Source organism: Acinetobacter sp. XH1741 (assembly GCF_041021895.1).
In the GTDB taxonomy this organism is placed as follows: domain Bacteria; phylum Pseudomonadota; class Gammaproteobacteria; order Pseudomonadales; family Moraxellaceae; genus Acinetobacter.
Window position 1 is genome coordinate 688,796 of sequence record NZ_CP157428.1, and the last position, 22,987, is coordinate 711,782.

19 protein-coding genes and 1 tRNA gene are annotated in these 22,987 nt (G+C 39.8%); 15 read left to right on the forward strand and 5 right to left on the reverse strand.

Annotated elements, in window-relative coordinates; translation table 11 throughout:
• Positions 1-4: 4 nt before the first annotated feature.
• Genes ABLB96_RS03345 through ABLB96_RS03360 form a run of 4 tightly spaced genes read left to right on the forward strand, consistent with a single transcriptional unit; the run spans position 5 to position 7,692 of the window.
• The gene (locus ABLB96_RS03345; RefSeq protein WP_348896880.1) at positions 5-3,751 is read left to right on the forward strand and encodes an outer membrane lipoprotein-sorting protein; all 3,747 of its coding nucleotides are present in this window, start codon (positions 5-7) and stop codon (positions 3,749-3,751) included.
• Positions 3,748-5,019, forward strand: a complete 1,272-nt coding sequence (locus tag ABLB96_RS03350) for a porin (RefSeq protein ID WP_348896879.1) — start codon at positions 3,748-3,750, stop codon at positions 5,017-5,019. The genes ABLB96_RS03345 and ABLB96_RS03350 overlap by 4 nt, the downstream gene beginning before the upstream one ends.
• Before the next feature lie 53 nt (positions 5,020-5,072).
• The gene (locus tag ABLB96_RS03355; RefSeq protein ID WP_348896877.1) at positions 5,073-6,938 is read left to right on the forward strand and encodes an alpha/beta fold hydrolase; all 1,866 of its coding nucleotides are present in this window, start codon (positions 5,073-5,075) and stop codon (positions 6,936-6,938) included.
• Positions 6,931-7,692 carry a 4'-phosphopantetheinyl transferase superfamily protein gene (locus tag ABLB96_RS03360; RefSeq protein ID WP_348896876.1) on the forward strand — a complete coding sequence of 254 codons (762 nt, stop codon included), beginning with the start codon at positions 6,931-6,933 and terminating at the stop codon, positions 7,690-7,692. The genes ABLB96_RS03355 and ABLB96_RS03360 overlap by 8 nt, the downstream gene beginning before the upstream one ends.
• A gap of 176 nt (positions 7,693-7,868) precedes the next feature.
• On the opposite strand, the gene ABLB96_RS03365 is transcribed toward ABLB96_RS03360, so the two are convergent.
• Positions 7,869-7,944, reverse strand: a tRNA-Gly gene (locus ABLB96_RS03365).
• A gap of 230 nt (positions 7,945-8,174) precedes the next feature.
• On the opposite strand from ABLB96_RS03365, the gene ABLB96_RS03370 reads away from it, so the two are divergent.
• The 5 genes from ABLB96_RS03370 to ABLB96_RS03390 all read left to right on the forward strand — a co-directional run bounded on the left by ABLB96_RS03370 (position 8,175) and on the right by ABLB96_RS03390 (position 11,008).
• Positions 8,175-8,483 carry a BolA family transcriptional regulator gene (locus ABLB96_RS03370; protein WP_002114074.1) on the forward strand — a complete coding sequence of 103 codons (309 nt, stop codon included), beginning with the start codon at positions 8,175-8,177 and terminating at the stop codon, positions 8,481-8,483.
• Positions 8,484-8,494: 11 nt separating this feature from the next.
• A complete protein-coding gene (locus tag ABLB96_RS03375) occupies positions 8,495-8,887 on the forward strand; it encodes a SirB2 family protein (protein ID WP_348896874.1) in 393 nt (130 codons plus the stop codon).
• 76 nt (positions 8,888-8,963) lie between these two features.
• Positions 8,964-9,806 carry a ParA family protein gene (locus ABLB96_RS03380; RefSeq protein WP_348896873.1) on the forward strand — a complete coding sequence of 281 codons (843 nt, stop codon included), beginning with the start codon at positions 8,964-8,966 and terminating at the stop codon, positions 9,804-9,806.
• A 10-nt stretch (positions 9,807-9,816) separates the two neighbouring features.
• Complete coding sequence (locus ABLB96_RS03385; RefSeq protein WP_111811517.1) at positions 9,817-10,203, forward strand: hypothetical protein; 387 nt, start codon at positions 9,817-9,819, stop codon at positions 10,201-10,203.
• Positions 10,204-10,417: 214 nt separating this feature from the next.
• Positions 10,418-11,008 (forward strand): LysE family transporter, encoded by a 591-nt coding sequence (locus ABLB96_RS03390; RefSeq protein ID WP_348896871.1) that lies wholly within the window; start codon positions 10,418-10,420, stop codon positions 11,006-11,008.
• Between the two features lie 8 nt (positions 11,009-11,016).
• Here ABLB96_RS03390 and ABLB96_RS03395 read toward each other — a convergent pair whose 3' ends face one another.
• Positions 11,017-11,664 (reverse strand): DedA family protein, encoded by a 648-nt coding sequence (locus ABLB96_RS03395; protein ID WP_348896870.1) that lies wholly within the window; start codon positions 11,662-11,664, stop codon positions 11,017-11,019.
• A gap of 194 nt (positions 11,665-11,858) precedes the next feature.
• Between ABLB96_RS03395 and ABLB96_RS03400 the strand changes: the two genes are divergently transcribed.
• Complete coding sequence (locus tag ABLB96_RS03400) at positions 11,859-12,296, forward strand: DoxX family protein (RefSeq protein WP_004711072.1); 438 nt, start codon at positions 11,859-11,861, stop codon at positions 12,294-12,296.
• A gap of 68 nt (positions 12,297-12,364) precedes the next feature.
• Here ABLB96_RS03400 and ABLB96_RS03405 read toward each other — a convergent pair whose 3' ends face one another.
• The gene (locus ABLB96_RS03405) at positions 12,365-13,582 is read right to left on the reverse strand and encodes a DUF445 family protein (protein ID WP_348896918.1); all 1,218 of its coding nucleotides are present in this window, start codon (positions 13,580-13,582) and stop codon (positions 12,365-12,367) included.
• 387 nt (positions 13,583-13,969) lie between these two features.
• On the opposite strand from ABLB96_RS03405, the gene guaA reads away from it, so the two are divergent.
• From guaA to ABLB96_RS03425, 4 genes are all read left to right on the forward strand, one after another.
• A complete protein-coding gene (gene guaA / locus ABLB96_RS03410) occupies positions 13,970-15,538 on the forward strand; it encodes a glutamine-hydrolyzing GMP synthase (RefSeq protein WP_348896869.1) in 1,569 nt (522 codons plus the stop codon).
• Positions 15,539-15,962: 424 nt separating this feature from the next.
• Positions 15,963-16,910: a pirin family protein gene (locus tag ABLB96_RS03415; RefSeq protein ID WP_348896868.1), complete on the forward strand. Its 948-nt coding sequence runs from the start codon at positions 15,963-15,965 to the stop codon at positions 16,908-16,910.
• Positions 16,907-17,314 (forward strand): OsmC family protein, encoded by a 408-nt coding sequence (locus tag ABLB96_RS03420; protein WP_348896867.1) that lies wholly within the window; start codon positions 16,907-16,909, stop codon positions 17,312-17,314. The genes ABLB96_RS03415 and ABLB96_RS03420 overlap by 4 nt, the downstream gene beginning before the upstream one ends.
• 113 nt (positions 17,315-17,427) lie before the next feature.
• Positions 17,428-18,096, forward strand: a complete 669-nt coding sequence (locus ABLB96_RS03425; RefSeq protein WP_348896866.1) for a glutathione S-transferase — start codon at positions 17,428-17,430, stop codon at positions 18,094-18,096.
• Between the two features lie 43 nt (positions 18,097-18,139).
• On the opposite strand, the gene ABLB96_RS03430 is transcribed toward ABLB96_RS03425, so the two are convergent.
• Together ABLB96_RS03430 and argS are read right to left on the reverse strand one after the other, a co-directional pair.
• A complete protein-coding gene (locus ABLB96_RS03430; protein WP_348896865.1) occupies positions 18,140-18,763 on the reverse strand; it encodes an SPOR domain-containing protein in 624 nt (207 codons plus the stop codon).
• 140 nt (positions 18,764-18,903) lie between these two features.
• Entirely contained in the window at positions 18,904-20,694 is a 1,791-nt protein-coding gene (gene argS, locus ABLB96_RS03435; RefSeq protein ID WP_348896864.1) for an arginine--tRNA ligase, read from the reverse strand.
• A 496-nt stretch (positions 20,695-21,190) separates the two neighbouring features.
• Between argS and ABLB96_RS03440 the strand changes: the two genes are divergently transcribed.
• Complete coding sequence (locus ABLB96_RS03440; RefSeq protein ID WP_348896863.1) at positions 21,191-22,888, forward strand: NAD-dependent malic enzyme; 1,698 nt, start codon at positions 21,191-21,193, stop codon at positions 22,886-22,888.
• Positions 22,889-22,987 lie beyond the last annotated feature (99 nt).

Genomic DNA, 22,987 nt, shown 5'->3' on the forward strand with positions numbered 1-22,987 from the left:
CACTATGGTGACCATAGAACATGCTTTCCTCATACCGGGCGATATTAATAAGGTTTTTAAATATCTTGCAAACCCGGGTCATGATGCAAGCTGGCAATTGTCATGTAAACATTCTGAGCTACTAGACAATACTCCGCGTGTGGGTAGTAAGTATGAAATCGGTTTGAGCTTTGCTGGTCGTGAGTTGGCCTTTAAAGGTGAAATTACACATCTGGTACCGAACGAATTGTATGCCTTTCAAGTGCTAGAAGGGCCCTTCATTTATAAGGGTACTTACCACTTCAAACCACATCCTGAAGGCACATGGATTGAGTGGCTCTTTGAGGCAGAACCAGGCGGTTTTTTTGGTGTATTTCCCGATGCACTGCTAAAAAAGATGGTTCTTGCCCAGTTCAAGAAAGATCTTATTAATCTCCAAGCACTGGCTCAGAAGGGTGGAACCTATGAGGCAGTGAGTCTGCAAACGCAAGAGATCGAACAACCATTGCAAGAAGTTGAAAAGCTATCGCAGGAGATCAAACAACCATCACAGGAGATTGAACCACTATCGCAAGAGATCGAACCACCATCACAAGAGATCGAAAAACCAGTTCAAAAGAGCCATCCAATGATGGAGCAATATGCGCGATGGATTCTTAGACATCGCCGTATTGTACTGACTGTAGTCATGCTCTTGACGATTGCGCTGGCATATCTTGCATCTGGCGTAAAAATTATTATTGATCCGGGTGCACTTGCACCGAATGGGCATCCTTATATCACCTCGACCAAGCTGATCGAAAAAAAATTCGGTTCCAAATATATGGTCGTGATCGGTATTACACCGAAGCAAGGTGATATTTATCAGCCGCAAGTTTTGGAAAAAGTTAAACGTATTACCGAAGAAGTTGACAATGCGCCAGGTGTGGTTCGTTCCACTATGATGAGTCTGGCTGCGCGTCAAGCGAAAGGGATTATGGCTAACTCGGAAGGGTTTGAAGCCAAGAAGCTGTTGCCGACCAGTTCTGTCACTCAAGATGATATTGATCACTTGAAAAAACTGTTGGCAATGAACCCAACCTATATGAATTCGGTGGTATCTAAAGATCACAGAACTGCTGCGATTTTGCTTGAGCTTGAGGAAAGTCCAGAAGGCTTTCAGAAAATGATGGCTCCAATCAACAAAATTGTAGAGAGCGAACAATCTAAAGATATGACCCTCAGTGTTGGTGGTAATCCTGTCTATTTAGATAAAGCTGAAGATTACTCTAAGCGTATCAATATCTTGTTCCCGATTGCCGTATTGGTCATTGGTTTATTGCACTTTGAAGCATTTCGTAGCAAGCAAGGTTTGATCCTGCCATTAGTGACAGCTCTACTGTCTGTGGCATGGGGTATGGGCATGATGGGCCTATTCAAACAGCCGATGGATATTTTTAACTCTCCTACACCTATTCTGATTTTAGCCATTGCAGCAGGGCACGCCGTGCAGTTGCTCAAACGCTACTATGAAGACTTTGATCGTCTGATTGCTCAAGGTATGGAGCCTAAAGCTGCCAATAGTGAAGCTGTGGTTCAGTCTTTGGTTCGTGTTGGTCCGGTTATGATATTGGCTGGTGGAATTGCAGCAGCAGGTTTCTTCTCTCTGTTGACCTTTAACATTCCGACTATTCGTTCATTTGGTATTTTTACAGGAATCGGGATCATCAGCACGCTGGTGATTGAAATGACGTTCATCCCGGCACTGCGCTCAATGTTGCCACCACCTTCGGCGACCAAGGTTAAGCGTAAAGGGTTACCGATTTGGGATTGGATCCCAAGCCGTATTGGTGACGCCATTTTATCAGTTCGTCCGCGAATGATATTAATGACTGCAATTGCGGCAGTGGGTGTGTTTCTTGCTATCGGCACCAGCCGTATTGTGGTGGATAACGATAGCCGGAACTTCTTCTCGCGCGATCTACCAATGCAGCAGGATGACAGATTCTTGAATCAGTCTCTTGGTGGCACAAACAGCCTTTACATTATGGTCGATACGAAGGTTCGCGATGGTATTGAAAACCCTGAAATTCTAAAAGCGATTGATAATACAGAGAAGTTCGCCAACTCAATTCCAGAGGTCGGTAAAACCATCTCTATCGTGGACTATATCAAACGCATGAATCAGGCAATGAATGCTGATCAGCCGCAGGCATTTCAGGTTCCTGCAACCAAAGATGTTGTTGCTCAGTATCTGCTGTTGTATTCAATGTCTGGTGAACCGACCGATTTTGATTCATACATTGATACTACTCAACGATATGCCAAGATCACAATCCTGATGAAAACGGGCAGTAATCATCGCATCAAAGAAATTCTTGAGTCGCTAAAAACATATATGGCGGGACAATTGGGCGATAAGGCTGTCATGAGTTTTGGTGGGGATGTGACCCAGACCATTGCTTTAACTGAAACAATGGTTCACGGCAAACTCATGAACATATTACAGATTTCATTTGCCGTATTCTTTATTTCAGCGCTGGTCTTCCGTTCGGTTTCAGCGGGAATGATAGTCCTGACACCACTTTTATTCTCAATTCTTGCGATCTTTGGTGTGATGGGCTGGCTCAACATTCCGCTCAATATTCCAAATTCCTTGATCTCAGCCATGGCTGTGGGTATTGGCGCAGACTATGCCATTTACTTCCTCTATCGCTTGCGTGAAATCTTGCGCGATGAAGAGGGTGATATCAAAGATGCTATTCGTAAAACTTTAAGTACTGCTGGTAAGGCTTCTCTTTTTGTCGCGACTGCTGTTGCTGGTGGTTATGGTGTGCTGGCCTTATCGCAAGGCTTCCATGTACATCAATGGCTAGCGATGTTTATTGTGATTGCGATGCTTTTCAGTGTATTTGCAACTTTAATTATGGTGCCTACAATGATTCTAATATTGAAACCTCGTTTTATTTTTCCCTCAAACAAGAAGAACATTTCCGTTGCACAAACTGTCGTGACTAGCCTTTTGTTGGGTACGGCACTCACCATGTCAATGCCTAAAACATCTTATGCAGATGAAGTTCAAGACATTGTGAGCCGTAGTGATGATGCCTCTAAATTTTTGTCTTCAACTGCGAGTGCCAAATTTATTTTGACTTCTAAAAATGGCGAGCAACGTGTACGTCTGACTAAAAACATGACGAAGCTGGCTGGAAATACCCAGAACAATATGCGTTTGACCGAATTCATCTCACCTGCCGATGTACAAGGAACCACAACGCTATTAATCGAGAATGCAAAAGGCAGTGATAGCATGTTTGTCTATTTGCCTGCATTGAAAAAAGTACGCCGTCTTGCATCGGCGAATAAAGGTGATGCTTTTATTGGTACGGACTTCAGTTATGGTGATGTACTGGGCTATAAGCTAAGTGACTGGAAATACACGAAACTGGCAGATGGCAAATTTAATGGCAAAGATTGCTACATGATTGAAGCAACACCGATCAATAATACGGTGAAGAGTGACTTTGGTTATAGCAAACGTCGTATGTGCATAATGAAAGACAACTTTGTTACAGCAACTATCGACATTTGGGATACCGCAGGTAAGCCATTAAAGCATATTGAGTTCACGGATATTCGCGCTTATGGCAAGGTGAAACCAAGATGGCAGGCCATGAAGTCTATGGCAAAAAATTTGCAAACTCAGCATATGACACAAGTGATCGTCAACGATTTTGTCGCGGAGAAAACCTTATCTGATAAGCTGTTCTCACCGCAGAGTCTTGAAAAATGACGCAAGGTGCCTATTGGGTATTTGCATGCTGCAGTGGCTTTATGCTACTGCAGCATGCTTATGCGGAAGACAGCGAAATGAGTTTTGTGAGCCAGAACTCAGCTAGGCTTGATGTGTGGTCATCTGATCGTGACTTAAGTTCGTTAAAAAACATTGGACAAGCAAGTTTCTGGTCCAATGGTACCCTCAAGTTTAACCCCGCGTTTAAGATCCATTACGACATTAGTATTGGTGATGAAACGGACCATACTGTAAACCCAGATCATGTGACTAAAGTGAATCGCAACTTACGTGAGTTGTATGCGTCTTATAACTGGGATCAGACCTTCTATCTCGACTTTGGCCGGCAGATTGTCGTCTGGGGGAGAGCTGATGGGATTAATCCAACAGACAATCTATCGCCGCGTGACTATACACGTCTAGTGCCTGATGAGACAGATCAGCGTCTTGGAAATGATGCACTCAAATTAACGTATATTCCTGAATCTGGAACCAACAAATGGACCGCATTGTGGTATCCGCGTAGCCGTTCAGATGTAATTCCACTACGTCAGGTTGCTGGTGTTCAATATGAAATAGATCGTAAGAGCCGTCCTGCCTTTGCCATGCGTTGGGATTATTCCGTAGATGGTCTAGATATAGGTGCATCGTATTTTTCAGGTTTAGATCACATGCCTGATCTGTCACTACAATCATTATCTCCGACAGGTGCAACATTACAGCTGAAAAATAATCCTATGTCTGTTTATGGTGTGGATTTCAGTTATAACCATAACGATATCGTGTGGCGAGGGGAAGCTGCGTATACAAAGACTGACTCGGATGGCAGTGAAGATATTACGCATAAGCAAAATAATTTAACTGTGGTCATGGGTCCAGAATGGTCATTAAAGAATTCCACGCTGAGTTTAGTAGGTGTCTACAAGCATACGGAAGATGTAAGGTCTGCCGATAGCTTAACAGATCCATTATTGAGAGAAGTTTATCGTTATCAGCAAACGATCAGTGATCAATATCAGCAGAATCAGTATGGAGCTATGCTGCGTTATGCGCTGAACCTACTGAATGACAACCTAAAGCTCGAGGTAACGGGATTCTATTTTGCACCGAAACCTAATGAATTATTAAGAGTACGTATTAATTATAACCTCAATGATCACTGGCAGTTGAATGCAGGTGGTGACCGTTTCTGGGGTCCAAATGATACGGTGTTTGGACAATTTAAAGATAACAATTTGGTGTACGCACAGGTTCGATACAATTTTTAAGATCATTCGCTCCAAAGCAATGTTGGAGTTTGCAGTCCCTAATAAGGTGATATATGGATAATTTAAATAACGCAAAAAAAGATAATTTTTCACAAAAGACCATATTAGTAACAGGTGCAGCAGGGTTTATTGGCAGCAGACTGATCGTTGAACTTTTACGTGAAGGTCATCAAGTGATTGCTGCACTGCGTAATGCTGCAACCAAGAAAAACAAATTGTTAGGCTTTATTGCAACACAAGGGTTGGCTAATCCATCTATTTCTTTTGTCGAATATGATTTGAGTCGAGACTTTGAGCTAGGCGCTCTACTCTCGGATGCTCAGGCCAAAATCCATGTTGTGTATCATCTTGCTGCATCATTTAATTGGGGTATTGATAAAGCTGAAGCTCATCTTACGAATGTCAAATCCGGTCTTGCTTTGATTGAATGGGCAGCGACATTGAAGCAGCTTGAGCGATTCATCTGGATCGGTGGGTATCGCATGACTATTCCACCGCAAGAATCGGCTGATGAGTTATATCGCAAATACGGTGGTTATGAAGCTTCGAAATTTTTGGGTCATCAAGCTTTCATTGAGGCCTGTAAGCGTTTAAATGTGCCATGGACTGCACTACATCCTGCAACCGTTATTGATGGTTTTTATACGTATGGCGATATGCAATATATTGGTATTGCCGAAATGATTGATAAGTTATATCAGGGGCGTCTACGGGTACTTCCTGGTGGAAGTGATACTTTCTTACCACTATGCAATATGCAGTATATCGTGAGCTTTCTAATTCGAACGATGTTTTATTCTGAAACCATTGCTCAAGAGTATATATTGCTTGATCCTGCGACACCGAAATTTCATCACTTAATTCATCTGGCTGCTGAGTATTTAGGCGTTAGCACACCACAATTACAACTACCTAAAGTTTTGCTCGAGAAATTGCCTGAGGCATTGCTTGATAGTTCTAAAGAGCAACTGGCCTTCATTTCTAATGAGCACTACCATGTCGCTGATACAGAGAGTATGGCCGCGAAGATGGGCATTGCAGACCTGATCAATATTAGTCCATATTTCTCTCATTGGATTGATCGTCTGGTGCTGACACGCTTTGGTCGTATGCAGGTATCGACACCGAATCTTTTTAGCTATCAAAATCGATACTGGACAGAAATTTATACGAAACAGCCGGTTGACTCGGAAAAATCGTCTGCATTATTTTTACATGGAATTCCATTCGATAGCACATGCTGGTCTCCAATCATCAATAGAATCACATATGATCAGGTCGCTATGATGGATTTGCCGGGGCTGGGCCGTTCAGGTAGTTATGAAATGTTGGAAGATAATAACCATCAGTTCATTGAGACCGCTTCAAAACTTTTAGCTCCAAACAGTGTTGTTATTGCACACTCATTAGGCTGTTTCTTTGCCTTGAATCTTGCAAAGAAATATCCAGATAAAGTTGCACGCATTATCCTTATATCGCCTTATTTTGTTCAGGTACAAGCCGCTAAAATGTTTAGAATACAAGCGGTATCCAATCTGATTTTCCGTTTTGTACCAAAAGATGTGATTGCTAAAGATTTACATCCAGATGGACAAAAAAATCTATCAGTGGGATATGCGATGGACTCATTACATCGTGTGTCGGTATCTAAGCATATTAGTGAATATATGCACCACGTTAATTTGCCACAGCAGCGTGCAATTCAGATCGCTTTGCTAAACGAGCTTCGATCTAAAGTTGAAATTATTGTGGGAGAAAAAGACCCAATTGTTAGCACAATCAGCTCTGATATTCCTGTACATATCATCGCTGGTGCAGGTCATAATCCACACATTACCCATGTAGAAGCGGTTTATGACTACCTCACACCAGTTCTGACAAAGTACATCAGCACTACAGCACAGCTTAGTGATGTCTGATCTAGCCCAAGTGCAGGTTTATATTTGCCCAGTTTCACGGGTGCCACAAGACTACTTGATCTTGAGTCATTATCTCAACTTTCTCAGCCCAGCAGAAAAGTTGAGATATGATCAATATCATCCTCATGCTGCACGTCTTTTCTTAATTTCTCGTGTCTTAACAAAATCAGTCTTAGCAGATCAGCTGGGTATTTCACCGCATAAGATCAACATTCAATTACAACCTAATGGCAAGCCTTTTATTCAAGGGCGTAAGCCTGTGTATTTTAATCTGAGTCACTCAGCGGATGTTATTGTCCTTGCTGTGTCTGAAGATGGAGAAATAGGAGTCGATGTTGAACGTGTAGATCGTGAGTTCGACTGGATGCGTGTCGATAGTGTGTTAGCCCTAAGTGAAATTGAATGGATTCAAGAAAATGAACAGATTGATCCATTTGGTGTATATCAGCGATTTTTTCAAATATGGACTTTAAAGGAAGCCTATATTAAATGTACGGGTCATGGGATGAGCAGTCATTTAAAGAAGCTCAACTTTCATGTGTCGCCTGAACATATACAGTTTTCAGATTCAACCAAGAATTCTCAAAATGCAGAGCAGTATCATTTTCAAAGTTATATTTATGATTGCAATTTTATCTTTTCTATATGCTTACAGCAGGGACAAAGCTTAGAAAGTTTTAACTTGGATTTTTTTCAATTATTACCTTGTATATCGCAGCATCAGATAACTCCAGTACCGTGTACATATCACTAGGCTAAATCATTATGATTAATGACTTAAAATCTGAATCTGGTATGAAGTAGCAAATCTATATTTGGCCTTGAGCCGAGTTATTCTCAATAAAGTATACGGTGTATCGATGATCCGTAAAAATTATGAATCATTAGAAAGAAAAAAGCCCCAGTCTTTCGACTAGGGCCTTTTAAATTTGGAGCGGGAAACGAGACTCGAACTCGCGACCCCAACCTTGGCAAGGTTATGCTCTACCAACTGAGCTATTCCCGCGTGCCGCTTATAATACATTAAGCAAAACAAGGGTCAACAACTTTATGCAAATAATTATGCTGATTGCATAAAATAAAAACAGAAATGAGTATTTAGAGCTATTTTTATTGATAAGTTGCCGAATAAATAGACATTTTGTTTGAAGTCAAAGCATACAAGAGCAACTTTTGTTTGTGTGTAGACAGGGTATACTAGGTCTAAATATACGAATAATCGTAAAAGGAAAAGCTATGAGCCTTGAACAACAGTTAATTGAACGGTTACAAACCCTTGCACCTAGCCATCTAGAAGTTATTAATGAATCTGCTGGTCACGGCGGTTATTTTCCAGGTAAAGAATCTCATTTTAAAGTGATTATAGTGAGTGACGAATTCAACGGATTACGTTTGGTTCAACGTCATCAAAAAGTTTATGCCTTGGCTTCTGATTTAATGAATCCGGGACAAATCCATGCTTTAGCTATCCACGCCTATTTGCCAAGTGAGTGGCAAGGTCAAGCGCCTGCGAGTCCAGAATGTGCACATGCACCTAAAAGCTAAGGGCTAATTTCATGGATGCACATTTACTCACTAAAATTATTCATATGACTGCGGTAGCAGCTGCACTTATGGTATTTGTTTTACGCGCTTCTACACTTTTTATTGGTGTACAAGGCCAACAACCTAACCCAGCAGGGCGTAAAGCATTAGTTGCTTTACAGCATTTATCTTTTACTGTGGTTTTTATTACTGGTGCAATTTTACTGGTGATGAAGAACTTTCAAGTTCAACCATGGTTTTACGCTAAAATTATCCTGTTTTTAGTGCTGTTATCGTCATTGATGAAAGCGTTTAAAAAGGATGACACCATTTTGCTGGCTCAGCGTCGTGCAGGTTTAGCCATTAGTGCGATTGCATTTATTGCCATTATTATTTTGGTTATTGTGAAACCGGTTTTTGCTTAATTGTTCTACATTCTTTGCCTTTTTGATTAAGCTCTAGGTTAAACTGCATACAATAAAAAAATATGCAGAGGGAAACATGTTAACTCGTGTGGTGTTTAACCAAAAAGGCGGTGTAGGGAAATCAAGTATTACTGTAAATTTGGCTGCAATTAGTGCCAAACATGGCTTTAGGACCTTGGTTATCGATCTTGATCCTCAAGCCAACTCTAGCCAATACCTTTTAGGCGAAGAAGCAACCTATGCTGCTGATAAAACAGTTTTAGAACCAAATATTGAAAACTTTTTTGAAGATGTGTTGGGGAACAATCAACAAAAAGGCTTAATTGGTAATGCAATCGGCTCAATTTTAAAAGCACCTCGTAACAAAGATATTGACAGTTTTGTACATTCCACACCGTTTGCAAAATTAGATGTGCTTCCTGCAAGCCCAACACTTGGTTCTCTTGAGCATACACTTGAAAGTAAACATAAAATTTATAAATTACGTGATTCAATTCAAAGTCTAGTCGGACGATATGATCGTATTTATATAGACACACCACCTGCATTTAACTTTTTTACTTTGTCGGCTCTAATTGCCGCAGATAAAGTCTTGATTCCTTTTGATTGTGATGTCTTTTCAAAGCGCGCGTTACAAACATTGATTGAAAATGTTCTCGAAACGCAAGATGATCATAATGATCGCTTGGAAATTGAAGGGATTGTAGTAAATCAATTCCAATCCCAAGCAAAACTACCTCGGGAAGTGGTTCAACAATTAAAAGATGAGGGGTTACCCGTACTGAACAGTATGTTACCACCTTCAATTTTAATGAAAGAATCGCATCAGAAAAATTTACCTTTGGCTCATTTGGCACCAGAACATAAATTGACTCAGTCTTATGAGGCATTGTTTGGCGAAATTGAACCAAAACGATAAGAGAAAAACGATGAAAGGCTTATACATTGTGCCTTTGGCAGTAGCCACTTTACTATTGGGCGCTTGTGCCACAACGGTAAAACCGACTTATGTGTCTCCGACACAGTATCAATCTTTAAGCTGCCAACAGCTACAAAGTGAATATAACCGTATTCAACAATATATCGACAATGGTGTACAGACTCCAAAAAGTACAGGTATGGGCGTTGGGCTTGGACTTGGTGGTGGCTGGGGACGAGGTGGTTGGGGATTCGGTCCATCCATTTCTGTAAATATGGGACAATCTTCTTCAACCAAAAATACAGAACTCTCACGTGTTTTAGGTCAACAAGAAGCAATTGTTCAGGCTGCTCAGTTTAAGAATTGCCCAATAATTGTTCGTAAAAAGACGAATTAATAGTCAAATTTTCATCACAATATGCTAACTAAGGTATATTGTGATGAATAAAGTTTAGCAAAATGTTTCATGATAAAATAAATAAAAATCAATAACTTTTTAAAAATTAAACTTAGTGTGAGCTGTATTTTTTCTAATCACAAGTCTCTATAAACTTGCTATATTTTGCCTATTTCGTTTAAGGTGGCCGCATCTTTACCAATGTGGAAACTTTATGATTGAAAGCTGGTTTTTTGTATTAGCAATGTTGGCTGTTTTGCTTATCCCGGGGCCGACTAACGCATTACTTGCAACCGCAGCTCACTCACAAGGTTTATCTAAAACATTCTGGCTTATTCCAATGGAATGGTTGGGTTACGCCTACGGCATAAGTTTTTGGGCCGTGTTCATCCATTTGGCTGCTCCGGTTTGGCCTGCGTTACTGCTTATTTTGCATATCACTAGCGTGTTATATGTGTTCTGGATGGCATTTCGTTTATGGAAAACCACACACTTACAACAATTTAGTCAAAACCACCGTAATATTCGTCCACGCCAACTTTTCTTCTCAACCTTAAAAAATCCAAAATCTTTACTTTTTGCAGCCGGTATTTTCCCAGCCGAAACATGGAATTCACCTGAGAACTTTCTCATGGTATTTGGAGCATTTACATTGACGCTCATTCCAGCAGCAAGTTTCTGGATGATTTTTGGACGTGCTTTATTAACAGGTTCAATGAAAAAAATAAAAGCCGATCATTTGTATAAAGGATCGGCCATGTTGCTGATTTTATGTATGCTTCCGGTGGTCTTTCGTTTCTTCTAAACTTAGTCTTAAACGTTTGTTTTGGCTTTACGATTCTTTAGTTTTTCACGGATAAATCCAATAATACCCGGTAGAATACTAATAATAATGATGCCGAAAATAAGATGAGTAAAGTTGTCTTTAACCACTGGCATATTTCCAAATAGATAGCCTAGCGTTACAAAAGAAGCAACCCAACCTAATGCACCAATGAGGTTGTAGGTGATGAAAAATTTATAATTCATACTACCGGCACCTGCCACAAAAGGGGCAAAGGTACGAGCAAATGGAATAAATCGAGCAAAGATAATTGTTTTGCCACCATGGCGGGCAAAGAATTCTTGAGTTTTGGTTAAATGCTGTTTGTTAATGAGTCGCGAGTTCATTTCAAACACACGTGGCCCGATAAAACGGCCAATGTGATAGTTCACTGTGTCGCCTAGAACTGCTGCAAGGAAGAGTAGCGTACCCAGCAACCATGGATCCATCTTACCTGTAGACGCAGCTAAAGCACCTGCTGCAAATAATAAACTGTCACCTGGTAAAAATGGCATAACCACTAAACCAGTCTCGACAAAAATAATTAAAAATAAAATGCCATAAATCCAGGTCCCGTAATTTGTAATAAAATCGGCGAGATGCTGGTCAACGTGTAGAATAAAATCAAGAAGTTCCATGAGATGACTAAGTGGTAAACCGTGCTCAAATCGTAGCAGTGAGCCTATAGAAAGTCAGTATAAAACATCAAAAATATACAAATTGATCATCCTATTTGTGCAACGATATATATGGATTTTGAGTATTTAATTATCAATGTCCCAAACCTAGAATGAGTTCATCAACAAATAAGCATTTAAATAAAGGTGGCTGTATGTTTAATCCAAATGTGGTGGTCAAAAATATCGTAACGCAACCAGGCGCAGACAGTTTTATTAGTCTTGTTGCTCGTCTTCTTATTGCGTATATCTTCCTTGTTGCTGGCTGGGGGAAAATTACTGGTTATGCAGCAACTGTAGGGTATATGGAAGCTATGGGTGTTCCGGGTGGAATTCTACCATTAGTCATTTTGGTTGAGTTCGGTGGTGGTTTGGCGTTGTTATTTGGTTTCCAAGCACGTTTTGCAGCTTTTGGTCTTGGAATCTTTAGTATCTTGACTGCGTTCTTGTTCCACCAAGGTGGTGCTGATGCCGCAGCGCAATATAACAATGGCATCCATTTTATGAAAAACTTTGCAATGGCTGGTGGTTTATTCTTCTTGATGCTTCACGGCGCGGGACGTATTAGCCTAGACCATGCAATTGAAAAATAATATTCAAGACAAAATAAAAACCGGATGATTAATTCATCCGGTTTTTTTTCATCTCTAGGATTGTAAAGTTAGAGCATGAACTGGATTTGTAATTCCCCAACAACAAAACCAAGTACTGCACCCACAGCAATGAGTGCCCACTCATCTTCTTTGAACGCAGGACGTAACATGCCTTCAAATTCGGAAGGGGTTAATTTTTGCATACGTTCAATTAAAGTACTGCGAATATTCATGGCGTCTTCTGCATAAGACTCAACATATTTCATCGTCTCTGGCAGCTGTTGCATAATACGTTCTGCAACCTGTGTTTTCATATTCTGGTACTTTTCTCCACCAATTGCGTAAACAACAAGTGGTCGAATTACACCAGCTTGCATGTCAATTTCCTGTTTAACATGGCGGTTAACCAGTTCAATCACGCGCGCAGAGTGAGTACCAGAAAACAATTCTTCCATCATATGACGTGAAGTTAAAAGTTGTTTGGAAATTAAGGCAGCATAGTCAGCTGCTACTTCATTTTGACGTTTAATAAATAGACCTTGCCATGTGTAGCCCAATATCTTTTTAGGATAGAGTGGTCTAAACATCATTTGCAGAGCAATCCAGTCACTGAAAAATCCTACAAATCCACCAAAAAGTGGCAACATCCAAGGATATTTGCCTTGAGTGACAATCCAGCACAGCATTTGGATGACACCAATACCAAAGCCAAATACGAAACCAACGTTACTGAAAAATTTAAACTCCTGTTTGCCAACACGTTTAAAAATATTGTTCAGTAGACGTTTATCTTTAAGCAAGTTGCTAATCACTAAGTGCTTAATATCAAAATATCGGTTCACATCACGTTGCACTTCTCTCATGATGTGTTCAACAATTTCCGGTGCTTTTGACTGCACGCGACGGATCAGCCTTTGACGTGCAAACTCAGGCATACCTTCCCATAAACCGGGTTGGTACTCCTGCGCGACTTCACGCGTAATATCTTCTGCTGCTGCCATTAATGGTTTTTCAATTTCTTTGGCGATACGCTTTGGGTCAAGGCGAGCAAAAATTTCTTCGGGCTTAATCAGTTTGGCTGTCATTAGTTCAACAGCGATGGTTGCCATTTTTTCGGCTTTACGAGGCACAATACCTTGCCAGCCAAAAAACGGTTTAATACCTTTAAATTCAAGTGGTGAAAACATCATTTGAATGGCAATCACTTTAGTGACATAGCCAATTAAACCACTCATGAAAGGAATAGAGACATACAACCAAAAATGTTGCTGGAAATCTGCAATCATAGTTTGAAGCATTGTTGTTCCTTAGATTTCTATTGATTTTGATATGGGGCAACAAGCCATAAAAAACGGACCACTGTTTAAGGACAGACAAATATCGCTTAATGGTATTTACCTTTCCATGGTAATGCCTGTTTTATCGGGTCATCTTAACATCAAATTCATAAGGATGTTGCATAGAATGTGATGAATTTATCAATGTAGGTGAAGATTTTAATGGGTATACAGTACATTGATAAATATAAATAAATTTAGATTTATGTCGATCAATCTAAATATAGAAATGATTATAATATGAAAAAAACAAGATATATGCTGATTTGCGGTGCGCCGAAGCGTGAAAAATGTTAAAATGGCGCGCTTAATTCTTTTGCCATTTAGTGGTTTGTCATGACTACCAATACTCAAATTACTGAAGATCGTATCCTGATCCTGGATTTCGGCTCTCAATATAGTCAGCTCATTGCACGTCGTGTACGTGAAGCTGGTGTTTACTCTGAAATGTATGCCTTTGATATGTCTGAAGAAGACATTCGTGCTTTTAATCCAAACGGTATTATTTTGTCAGGTGGACCTGAGAGTGTGCATGAAGAGGGCAGCCCACGAGCACCACAGGTGGTGTTTGAGTTAGGCGTTCCAGTATTGGGTATTTGCTATGGTTTACAAACCATGTCTGAACAGTTAGGCGGTAAAGTTGAGCCGGGTACTGTACATGAGTTTGGTTATGCCGAAGTTGATATCGTTAAACGTGACCAACTTATTGGTAACTTACAAGACCGTGAAAACCAGTTACACGTTTGGATGAGTCACGGCGACAAAGTGAGCCAGATTCCAGAAGGTTTTACGATTACTGCAAGCACACCAAGCTGTCCAGTTGCTGCTGTAAGTGATGAAGCGCGTCGTTTCTATGGCGTGCAATTCCACCCAGAAGTAACGCACACGGCAAAAGGTGAAGAGTTACTTGCAAACTTCGTTCATAAAATTTGTGGATGTGGGGGTCTTTGGACACCTGAACACATCATCGATTTACGTGTAGAACAACTACGTGAACAAATCGGCGATGAAAAAGTTCTTTTAGGCCTTTCAGGTGGTGTTGATTCATCTGTTGTTGCTGCGCTTTTACATAAAGCAATTGGCGACCAGTTAACATGTGTATTTGTTGATAATGGCTTACTTCGTTTAAACGAAGGTGACCAAGTAATGCAAATGTTTGCTGAAAACATGGGTATTCGTGTGATTCGTGCAGACGCTGAACAACGTTTCCTAACTGCATTGGCAGGTGAAGTTGATCCAGAGAAGAAACGTAAGATTATTGGTCGTGAATTTATCGAAGTATTTGCTGAAGAAGCACGTAAACTTGATGGCGTGAAATTCTTGGCTCAAGGTACGATTTACCCAGACGTAATCGAATCTGCTGCAAGCAAACAAGGTAAAGCACACGTTATTAAATCTCATCACAACGTGGGTGGTTTACCTGACGATTTAGAGTTTGAATTGGTTGAGCCTTTACGTGACTTGTTCAAAGATGAAGTACGTAAATTAGGTACTACACTTGGCTTGCCTCACAGCATGATCTACCGTCATCCATTCCCAGGCCCAGGCTTAGGTGTTCGTATTTTGGGTGAAGTGAAAAAAGAATATGCAGATATTCTTCGTCTTGCTGATGATATCTTTATGCAAGAGCTTCGCGACAGTGGTTGGTATGACAAAACAGCTCAAGCATTTGCTGTGTTCCAACCTGTTAAGTCAGTTGGTGTAGTAGGTGATGGCCGTCGTTATGCATGGGTGATTGCTCTTCGTGCTGTTGAAACAGTTGACTTTATGACAGCTCGTTTTGCACATTTACCATACGAACTAGTTGATAAAATCTCAACGCGTATTATGAATGAAATTAAAGATGTATCACGTGTTGTATACGACGTGTCATCTAAACCACCAGCAACGATTGAGTGGGAATAATTTTTCCCCAACTTGTTGGTAAAGAAAAGGACGCATTAGCGTCCTTTTTTATTACTTACATTTTTTAAAATAAAATTAATTTCAATAAATATCAAAAGTATAAGATTAAGCATATGATTTATATCTATTAAAATATATCTTGATAAGCATATTAAAGAAATAAGTGATTTGGTGGGTATGATAGCTATAATCCAAGTGCAGGTATAATTTGGCCAATTTATGAAAAACTTAAAACAACTTGTTAAAACTTAATCCTCTTAAGAAGTTATGTTATCTAGCTTTAATCATTTTCTATAACTAAAAAGCAGATTGTCTCATTCATAGCACCCTGTGTATTACTAAAAGACTATATTGAATAATGAGTGTATTGTTAAGATCAGTACAACGACTCATTGCAAAAGCATAGGTAAAAGAGAGTAATATCATGAGCAATAATAATGATTACGATATTTCTGATTCAAAGGATTGTGAGAAATTTGCCAATCAGTTTATTCAAGAATTTCCAATTCGCTCTGCTGAAATTGGACAGGGGACAGTCATTAAGCGGGCTTTACCTAGCCGACAAAAGCGAATGATTGGGGCATGGTGTTTTCTAGATCATGCAGGGCCAGTAACGTTTCCTGCGGGTAATGGTTTAGATGTAGGCCCACACCCGCATATCGGTTTGCAAACCTTCACTTGGATGATTGAAGGGACCATGATGCATACCGATAGCTTAGGCTCAAAACAACTCATTCGACCTAAGCAAGTGAATTTGATGACAGCAGGTCATGGTATCTCTCATACCGAAGTTGCACCTGATACAGAAACCCAGATGCACGCTGCACAGCTCTGGATTGCCTTACCTGATGATAAGCGCAATATGGATCCGAAATTTGAACATTATCCTGAGCTGCCTGTTGTTGAAAAAGACGGTCTAGAATTTACTGTTCTTGTTGGTGAGTATTTAGCAACTACTTCTCCAGTGGTCGTGCATACGCCGTTAGTTGGTGTTGATTTAATTGCTACCCAAGATACTAAAACACGTATTCCTTTAAATCCTGAATTTGAATATGGTTTTATGGCATTAGACGGCGTAGCGCATGTGAATGGCCATGAACTCACTGCTGACAATATGGTGGTTTTAGATACTGGACTGAACGAAATTGAGATTGAAATCAAAAAAGGTAATCGTGTGCTATTAATTGGCGGTGAACCTTTTGAAACTCCAATTTTGCTATGGTGGAATTTTGTGGCACGTACAATGGATGATTTAAAAGAAGCACGTGAACAGTGGATTAATCATGATGTGCGTTTTGGGGAAATTCCCGATTATGTAGGTGCTCGTTTAGAGGCACCAGTTCTTCCTGAACAAATGAGGGCCTCAAAATGACAGTAGTAATTGCGAGTAGTAAAGCCAAGCCTCTTGCTGAACAGTGGAAAGGCGAGATTACCAGTGGTCGCCATCAATATTTTTGTGATGAGCCGGAAAAGCTAGAAGGGCATGATCAAGGGCCAGCTCCTTATGATTTGCTTACCGGAAGCTTGGCAGCTTGTACACTTATTACTTTAAGAATGTATGCAAAGCATAAAGATTATGACTTTGGTGAATTCTCGATTGAAATTGACTTTCATACCAATCGGGAGCACGAAGAACATATCGAGCGTCGTATTGTTTTTAAAGAACTACCAAATGAAGAACTTCAACAAAAAATCTTAGCGGTATGTAGTAAAACGCCGGTAACAAAAACTTTGTTACGTAGTTTAGACATTCATACTGTGCTTGTTACAGCATAAAAATGCTATTTTGTTGGGGTGGATGATTTTATATCCATCCCACAAATGGAATAAAACAGCATGATCACATGCTGTTTTTTATGTAAAAAAGAAAAATAAAAGCAGGCAATAACATGATTAGTGTACACCACCTGGAATGTTCGCGATCGTTTCGAATCTTATGGGCTTTAGAAGAGTTAGGCTTAGATTATGATATTCATTATTATCAACGTCTTCCCAACTATTCAGCACCAGAAACATTGAAATGTATCCATCCGCTCGGCAAAGCACCGATTTTGACAGATGATGAACAAGTCATTGCAGAATCCGCTGTCATTTTAGAGTATTTGCAGCAGCGTTATGATCAGAAGCAACAATTTAAGCCTAAGCAATCTCAGGATTTGCAGCAGTATATTTACTGGATGCACTATGCTGAAGGTTCACTTATGCCCCTATTGGTGATGACTTTGGTCATGAATAACGTGAACAAACATGTACCTTGGTTAATTCAGCCTGTGGCAAAAAAAATTACAGAAGGGGTTAAGGCAAATTTCGTACGTCCACGTATGAAAGACCATATTAGTTTTTTAGAAAACTATTTGTCAGAGCATGAATATTTTGCTGGAGAGTTTTCATTTGCTGATATTCAAATGAGTTTTCCTCTAGAAGCCCTACAGTCACGTCTTCAAGGGAAATATCCGCATATTCAAGCATTTTTATATCGGATTCAACAAAGACCAGCTTTTCAAAAAGCAAGACAAAAAGGCTTGGGTTCAAACGAAAGGAACTGTGCTGATATTTAAAAGAAAAGGAACAAATATTTGTTCCTTTTTTATTACTTACGCTTTATTTGCGTTTAATCACAATAGAGTCAATGCCGCTATGCTGTAATGTTTGTTGAGCAGCAAGCGCAGCATCTTGAGTATCATATGGACCAGAAATAACACGGTACCAAGTCTTACCATTCTCTGAGCTTTTAATTACATCAGCCGATAAGCCATTTAAAATGATTTCTGCGCGTCGAGCATCTGCTTGATCAGGATCGGCATAGCTACGGACTTGTAAAATGTAATTTGGTTGTTGAGGTGCAGCAGCTGTAGAGTCCGTATTGTCATCAGTACTAGCAACAGCTTCTGATGCAGCAGGTTGAGCTGTGCTAGGTGCCTCTACAATCATAGCGGTGCCTTGGTTTTTGCTCTCTGGAACGGCCTGTTCTGGAATAGGGGTAACTTGTTGCTGAGGCAGTAGGTCATAAAAGCGGTAGTCTTTATTGGTTTCTTCTTCTTTATAGTGATCGGAAGTAATCTGATTTTTTGAAGAAACTGGTTGCCACGGTTTCCATAGCATGAGCATTACTGCGATACATAAGACCGCTAAAATAGCGACAAGTGTCCCTAGCCATTTAGGAATTAAAGGCTTTTTAGGCTTATTCGGTCTTTCAGATACACCGCGCTGCGTTTTGCCAAACACGTGGATTATTCCTCTGTCTTTTGATTGTTCTATTTCGAGTTTACTTTAAAATAACGCTTTGTATGGGTTTTTTCCCTTACAAAGCGTTATTTTTACATCATGCTTGAGTATGTTGCTCTGCTAGATACCCAAGCATTTAATTACATGGCTTCAGGTGCAGAAACACCGAGTAATTCTAAGCCATTACGCAACACTTGTTGTACATTCATTGAAAGTAATAAGCGTGCTTGTGTAAGTTCAGCATCATCACCTAAAACTTTATGTTCATTGTACCAACCATGGAATAGTGCGGCTAATTCTTTTAAGTAGTTACCTACTTGGTGCGGTTCATATGCATTAGCAGCACGTAATACTGCGTCTGGATATGCAGCAAGTTTAGCAAGAATTTCAGTTTCTGCATCAAGTGATAAACGTGCAGCGTGTGAACGAGCAGCACTTACTTCAAATTGTAAGCCAGTGCTTGCTGCTTTTTCTAGCATACGGCAAATACGTGCATGTGCATATTGAATATAATAAACCGCATTGTCTTTGCTTTGTGACACAGCAAGATCTAAGTCAAAGTCAATGTGTTGTTCGCTCTTGCGCATTACATAATAAAAACGAGCAGCATCGTTACCAACTTCTTTACGTAAGTCGCGTAAAGTCACGAACTGACCTGAACGAGATGACATTTGAACCATCTCGCCACCCCGCCATAAGCTTACGAATTGAACTAAAAGCACAGTTAATTTTTTAGAGTCATAACCCATTGCATCAATCGCAGCTTTTACGCGAGAGATATAACCGTGGTGATCAGAACCCCAAATATCAACAAGATCGGTGTAACCACGTTGTAGTTTATTTAAGTGGTAAGCAATGTCAGATGCAAAGTAAGTCGTTTGACCGTTACGACGTTTTACAACACGGTCTTTTTCATCGCCAAATTCAGTCGATTTAAACCAGATATTGCCATCTTTTTCATAAAGGAAGCCGCGTTGATCAAGTGTTTCTAACGCTTCGTCAATTTTGGCACTCAATGATGCTTCGCTAAACCATTGATTAAAGGTTACGCCGAAGTCAGCAAGGTCATCTTTAATGTCATCTAAAATCGCATGAAGCGCTGCTTGATGGAAAACGCGGTAGCCTTCACCTAATAACTGTTGTGAATTGGCAATAAGACCATCAATGTGTTTTTCTTTATCACCAGAGAGTACAACTTTATTGCCTTCGCTATCGAGTTCGTCTGCGTATTGCACATCTTCTGGCACATCTTTGTATACATCTGCCACATCACGTACATATGCATTTTTATCTTTATCAATAATGCTTTGGGCAATCTCTTTAACGTAGTCGCCTTGATAAGCATTTTTTGGGAATACAAGGTTTTGACCCAATAATTCTAAATAACGTAAAAAGGTAGAAGTCGCCAAAATATCCATTTGACGACCAGCATCATTTACATAATATTCGCGATCAACTTTAGCACCTGTTGCTTCAAGCAAGTTTGCAACAGTCATACCATAAGCAGCACCACGACCATGACCTACGTGTAGGCTAGAAGTCGGGTTCGCAGAAACGAACTCAACTTGAATCTTTTTAGCTGCATTTGATTGGCTACGACCAAAGCTTTCTTTTTGAGCTTGAATTTGGTCAAGAATCGCAAAACGCTGATCTGCATTTAAAAAGAAATTGATAAAACCAGGGCCTGCGATTTCAGCTTTACTGATGTCTGCAACTTCTGGTAATGCTGCAAGAATTTTCTCAGCTAAATCACGTGGTTTCATACCAGCAGCTTTAGAGCCGATCATGGCAATATTAGAAGCAAAGTCGCCATGGCTTCGGTCTTTGGTGCGCGTTAAATTGCTTGAATTATTCCAATCCGAAGGAAGCACACCTTCTTGCTGAAGGGTTTGCACTGCATGGTCGAGAGCTGCTTGTATTGCCGTATTCATATCAATCGAAAATAGATGTCGCAGAAAAACGTCAAATATAGCAAATTTCCTATGAGTTAGGGGAGTGCATTTAGCGCTTTCATTGAATTTCTTTCTTGAAGTTTCGTATAACTATTTTTTTTGTAAATATCAAAAAATGAATATGACTAAAATCTAAAAATACGTAAATATAGGCTTTTTGGGCAATATTTTTAAAATTATAAGATAGTAAAACACTAGGTATTTTTTATGAAAATGTAAGAGGGTATTAAAATATAAGAATGTAAGTCGGATATGACCTTAAGAAAGAATGGTTTTTAAAAATATTAAAAACATAAGTTATTAATATTTAATAATTATTTTATTACATGTATTTACTAAATAGTGTTTAATTTTAATATCACAGTTTAAAATACCTATTTCGTATCAAATAGTCTTAAGCTTACACATACACCGAGCTTTAGAGAGTACTGAAACGGTACTTTTTGGAGTTCTAAGCTGGAAAATGAGATAGGCAATGATATCAGGACACCCAAGTAAACACCCACTTTATATCCCTTATGCAGGCTATACACTTTTAGAGTTACCCCTTTTAAATAAAGGGTCCGCTTTCACTCAAGAAGAAAGAAGTAACTTTAACTTACATGGGTTACTTCCACATATTATTGAAACTATTGAAGAGCAAAGCCAACGCTCTTATCAGCAATACTGCGCTTTCAATGATGATATTAATAAGCACATCTATTTGCGTAATATCCAAGATACAAACGAAACTCTGTTCTACCACTTAATTGAAAATCATCTTGAAGAGATGATGCCAATTATTTACACCCCAACGGTGGGTGAGGCATGTCAACGTTTCTCTGATATCTATCGCCGTCACCGTGGTGTTTTCATTTCATATCCAGATCGCGATGTAATTGATGATATTTTGCAGAACGTAAATAAAAATAATGTCAAAGTCATCGTGATTACTGATGGCGAACGTATCTTGGGTCTTGGTGACCAAGGTATTGGTGGTATGGGTATTCCAATTGGGAAACTCTCACTTTATACCGCATGTGGCGGTATTAGCCCTGCTTACACATTGCCAATTACAATTGATGTAGGGACGAATAACCCTCAATTATTAAATGACCCGATCTACATGGGATGGCGTCAACCACGTATTAGTGGTGATGAGTATTACGATTTTGTTGATATGGTGATTGAAGCTGTAAAACGTCGTTGGCCAAAAGCACTCATCCAGTTTGAAGATTTCGCGCAAAAAAATGCGATGCCACTTTTAGAAAAATATCGCGATAAAATTTGTTGTTTTAACGATGATATTCAAGGAACGGCAGCGGTTTCTGTGGGTAGTTTAATTGCTGCAAGTCGTGCAGCAGGCAAACAGTTAAAAGATCAGAAAATTGCTTTCTTAGGTGCAGGTTCGGCTGGTTGTGGTATTGCCGAGCAAATCGTTGCACAAATGATTGCTGAAGGTCTAACTGATGCTGAAGCACGTGCTCGAGTTTATATGGTAGACCGCTTTGGTTTGATCACTGAAAATCAGCCAAATCTATTAGACTTCCAACGTAAGTTGGCACAAAAAGCGGAAGTGGTAGATCAGTGGGGCAATATTGAAAAAGTGATTTCACTCCTTGATGTTGTTAAAAATGCTAAACCTACAGTGTTAATCGGTGTTTCTGGTCAACCGGGTCTATTCACCGAAGAAATTATTAAGACTATGGCTGCCAATTGTGAACGACCAATTGTGATGCCGTTATCTAACCCGACTTCACGTGTAGAAGCAGTACCTGCTGATATTGTGGAGTGGACTGAAGGGAAAGCATTAATTGCAACGGGTAGCCCATTTGCACCTGTAAATCATCACGGCAAGCTTTACAATATTTCGCAGTGTAATAACTCGTATATTTTCCCAGGCATAGGTTTGGGTGTAGTGGCATCAGGTGCTAAACGCGTTACAGAAAACATGCTTATGGCATCAAGTAGTGCTTTAGCAGACTGTTCGCCGTTACTCAACGATCCACAAGCTGACTTATTGCCACCTTTAGGCGAAATTCAACAAGTCTCTAAAGTGATTGCATTTGAAGTGGCAAAAGCTGCAATGGCAGACGGCGTGGCTGTAACTATTAGCGATGATTTGTTACAGCAAAAAATTGATCAATCATTCTGGAAACCAGAATACCGTAAATATAAGCGTATTCCTTTCTAAAATCTTGGATGTGTAAAAAGGGAGTAAAATGCTCCCTTTTTTATTAACTTAATTTGGATATAAAGGCTTTTAAATCTTCTAAAAATAAAATAGATGATT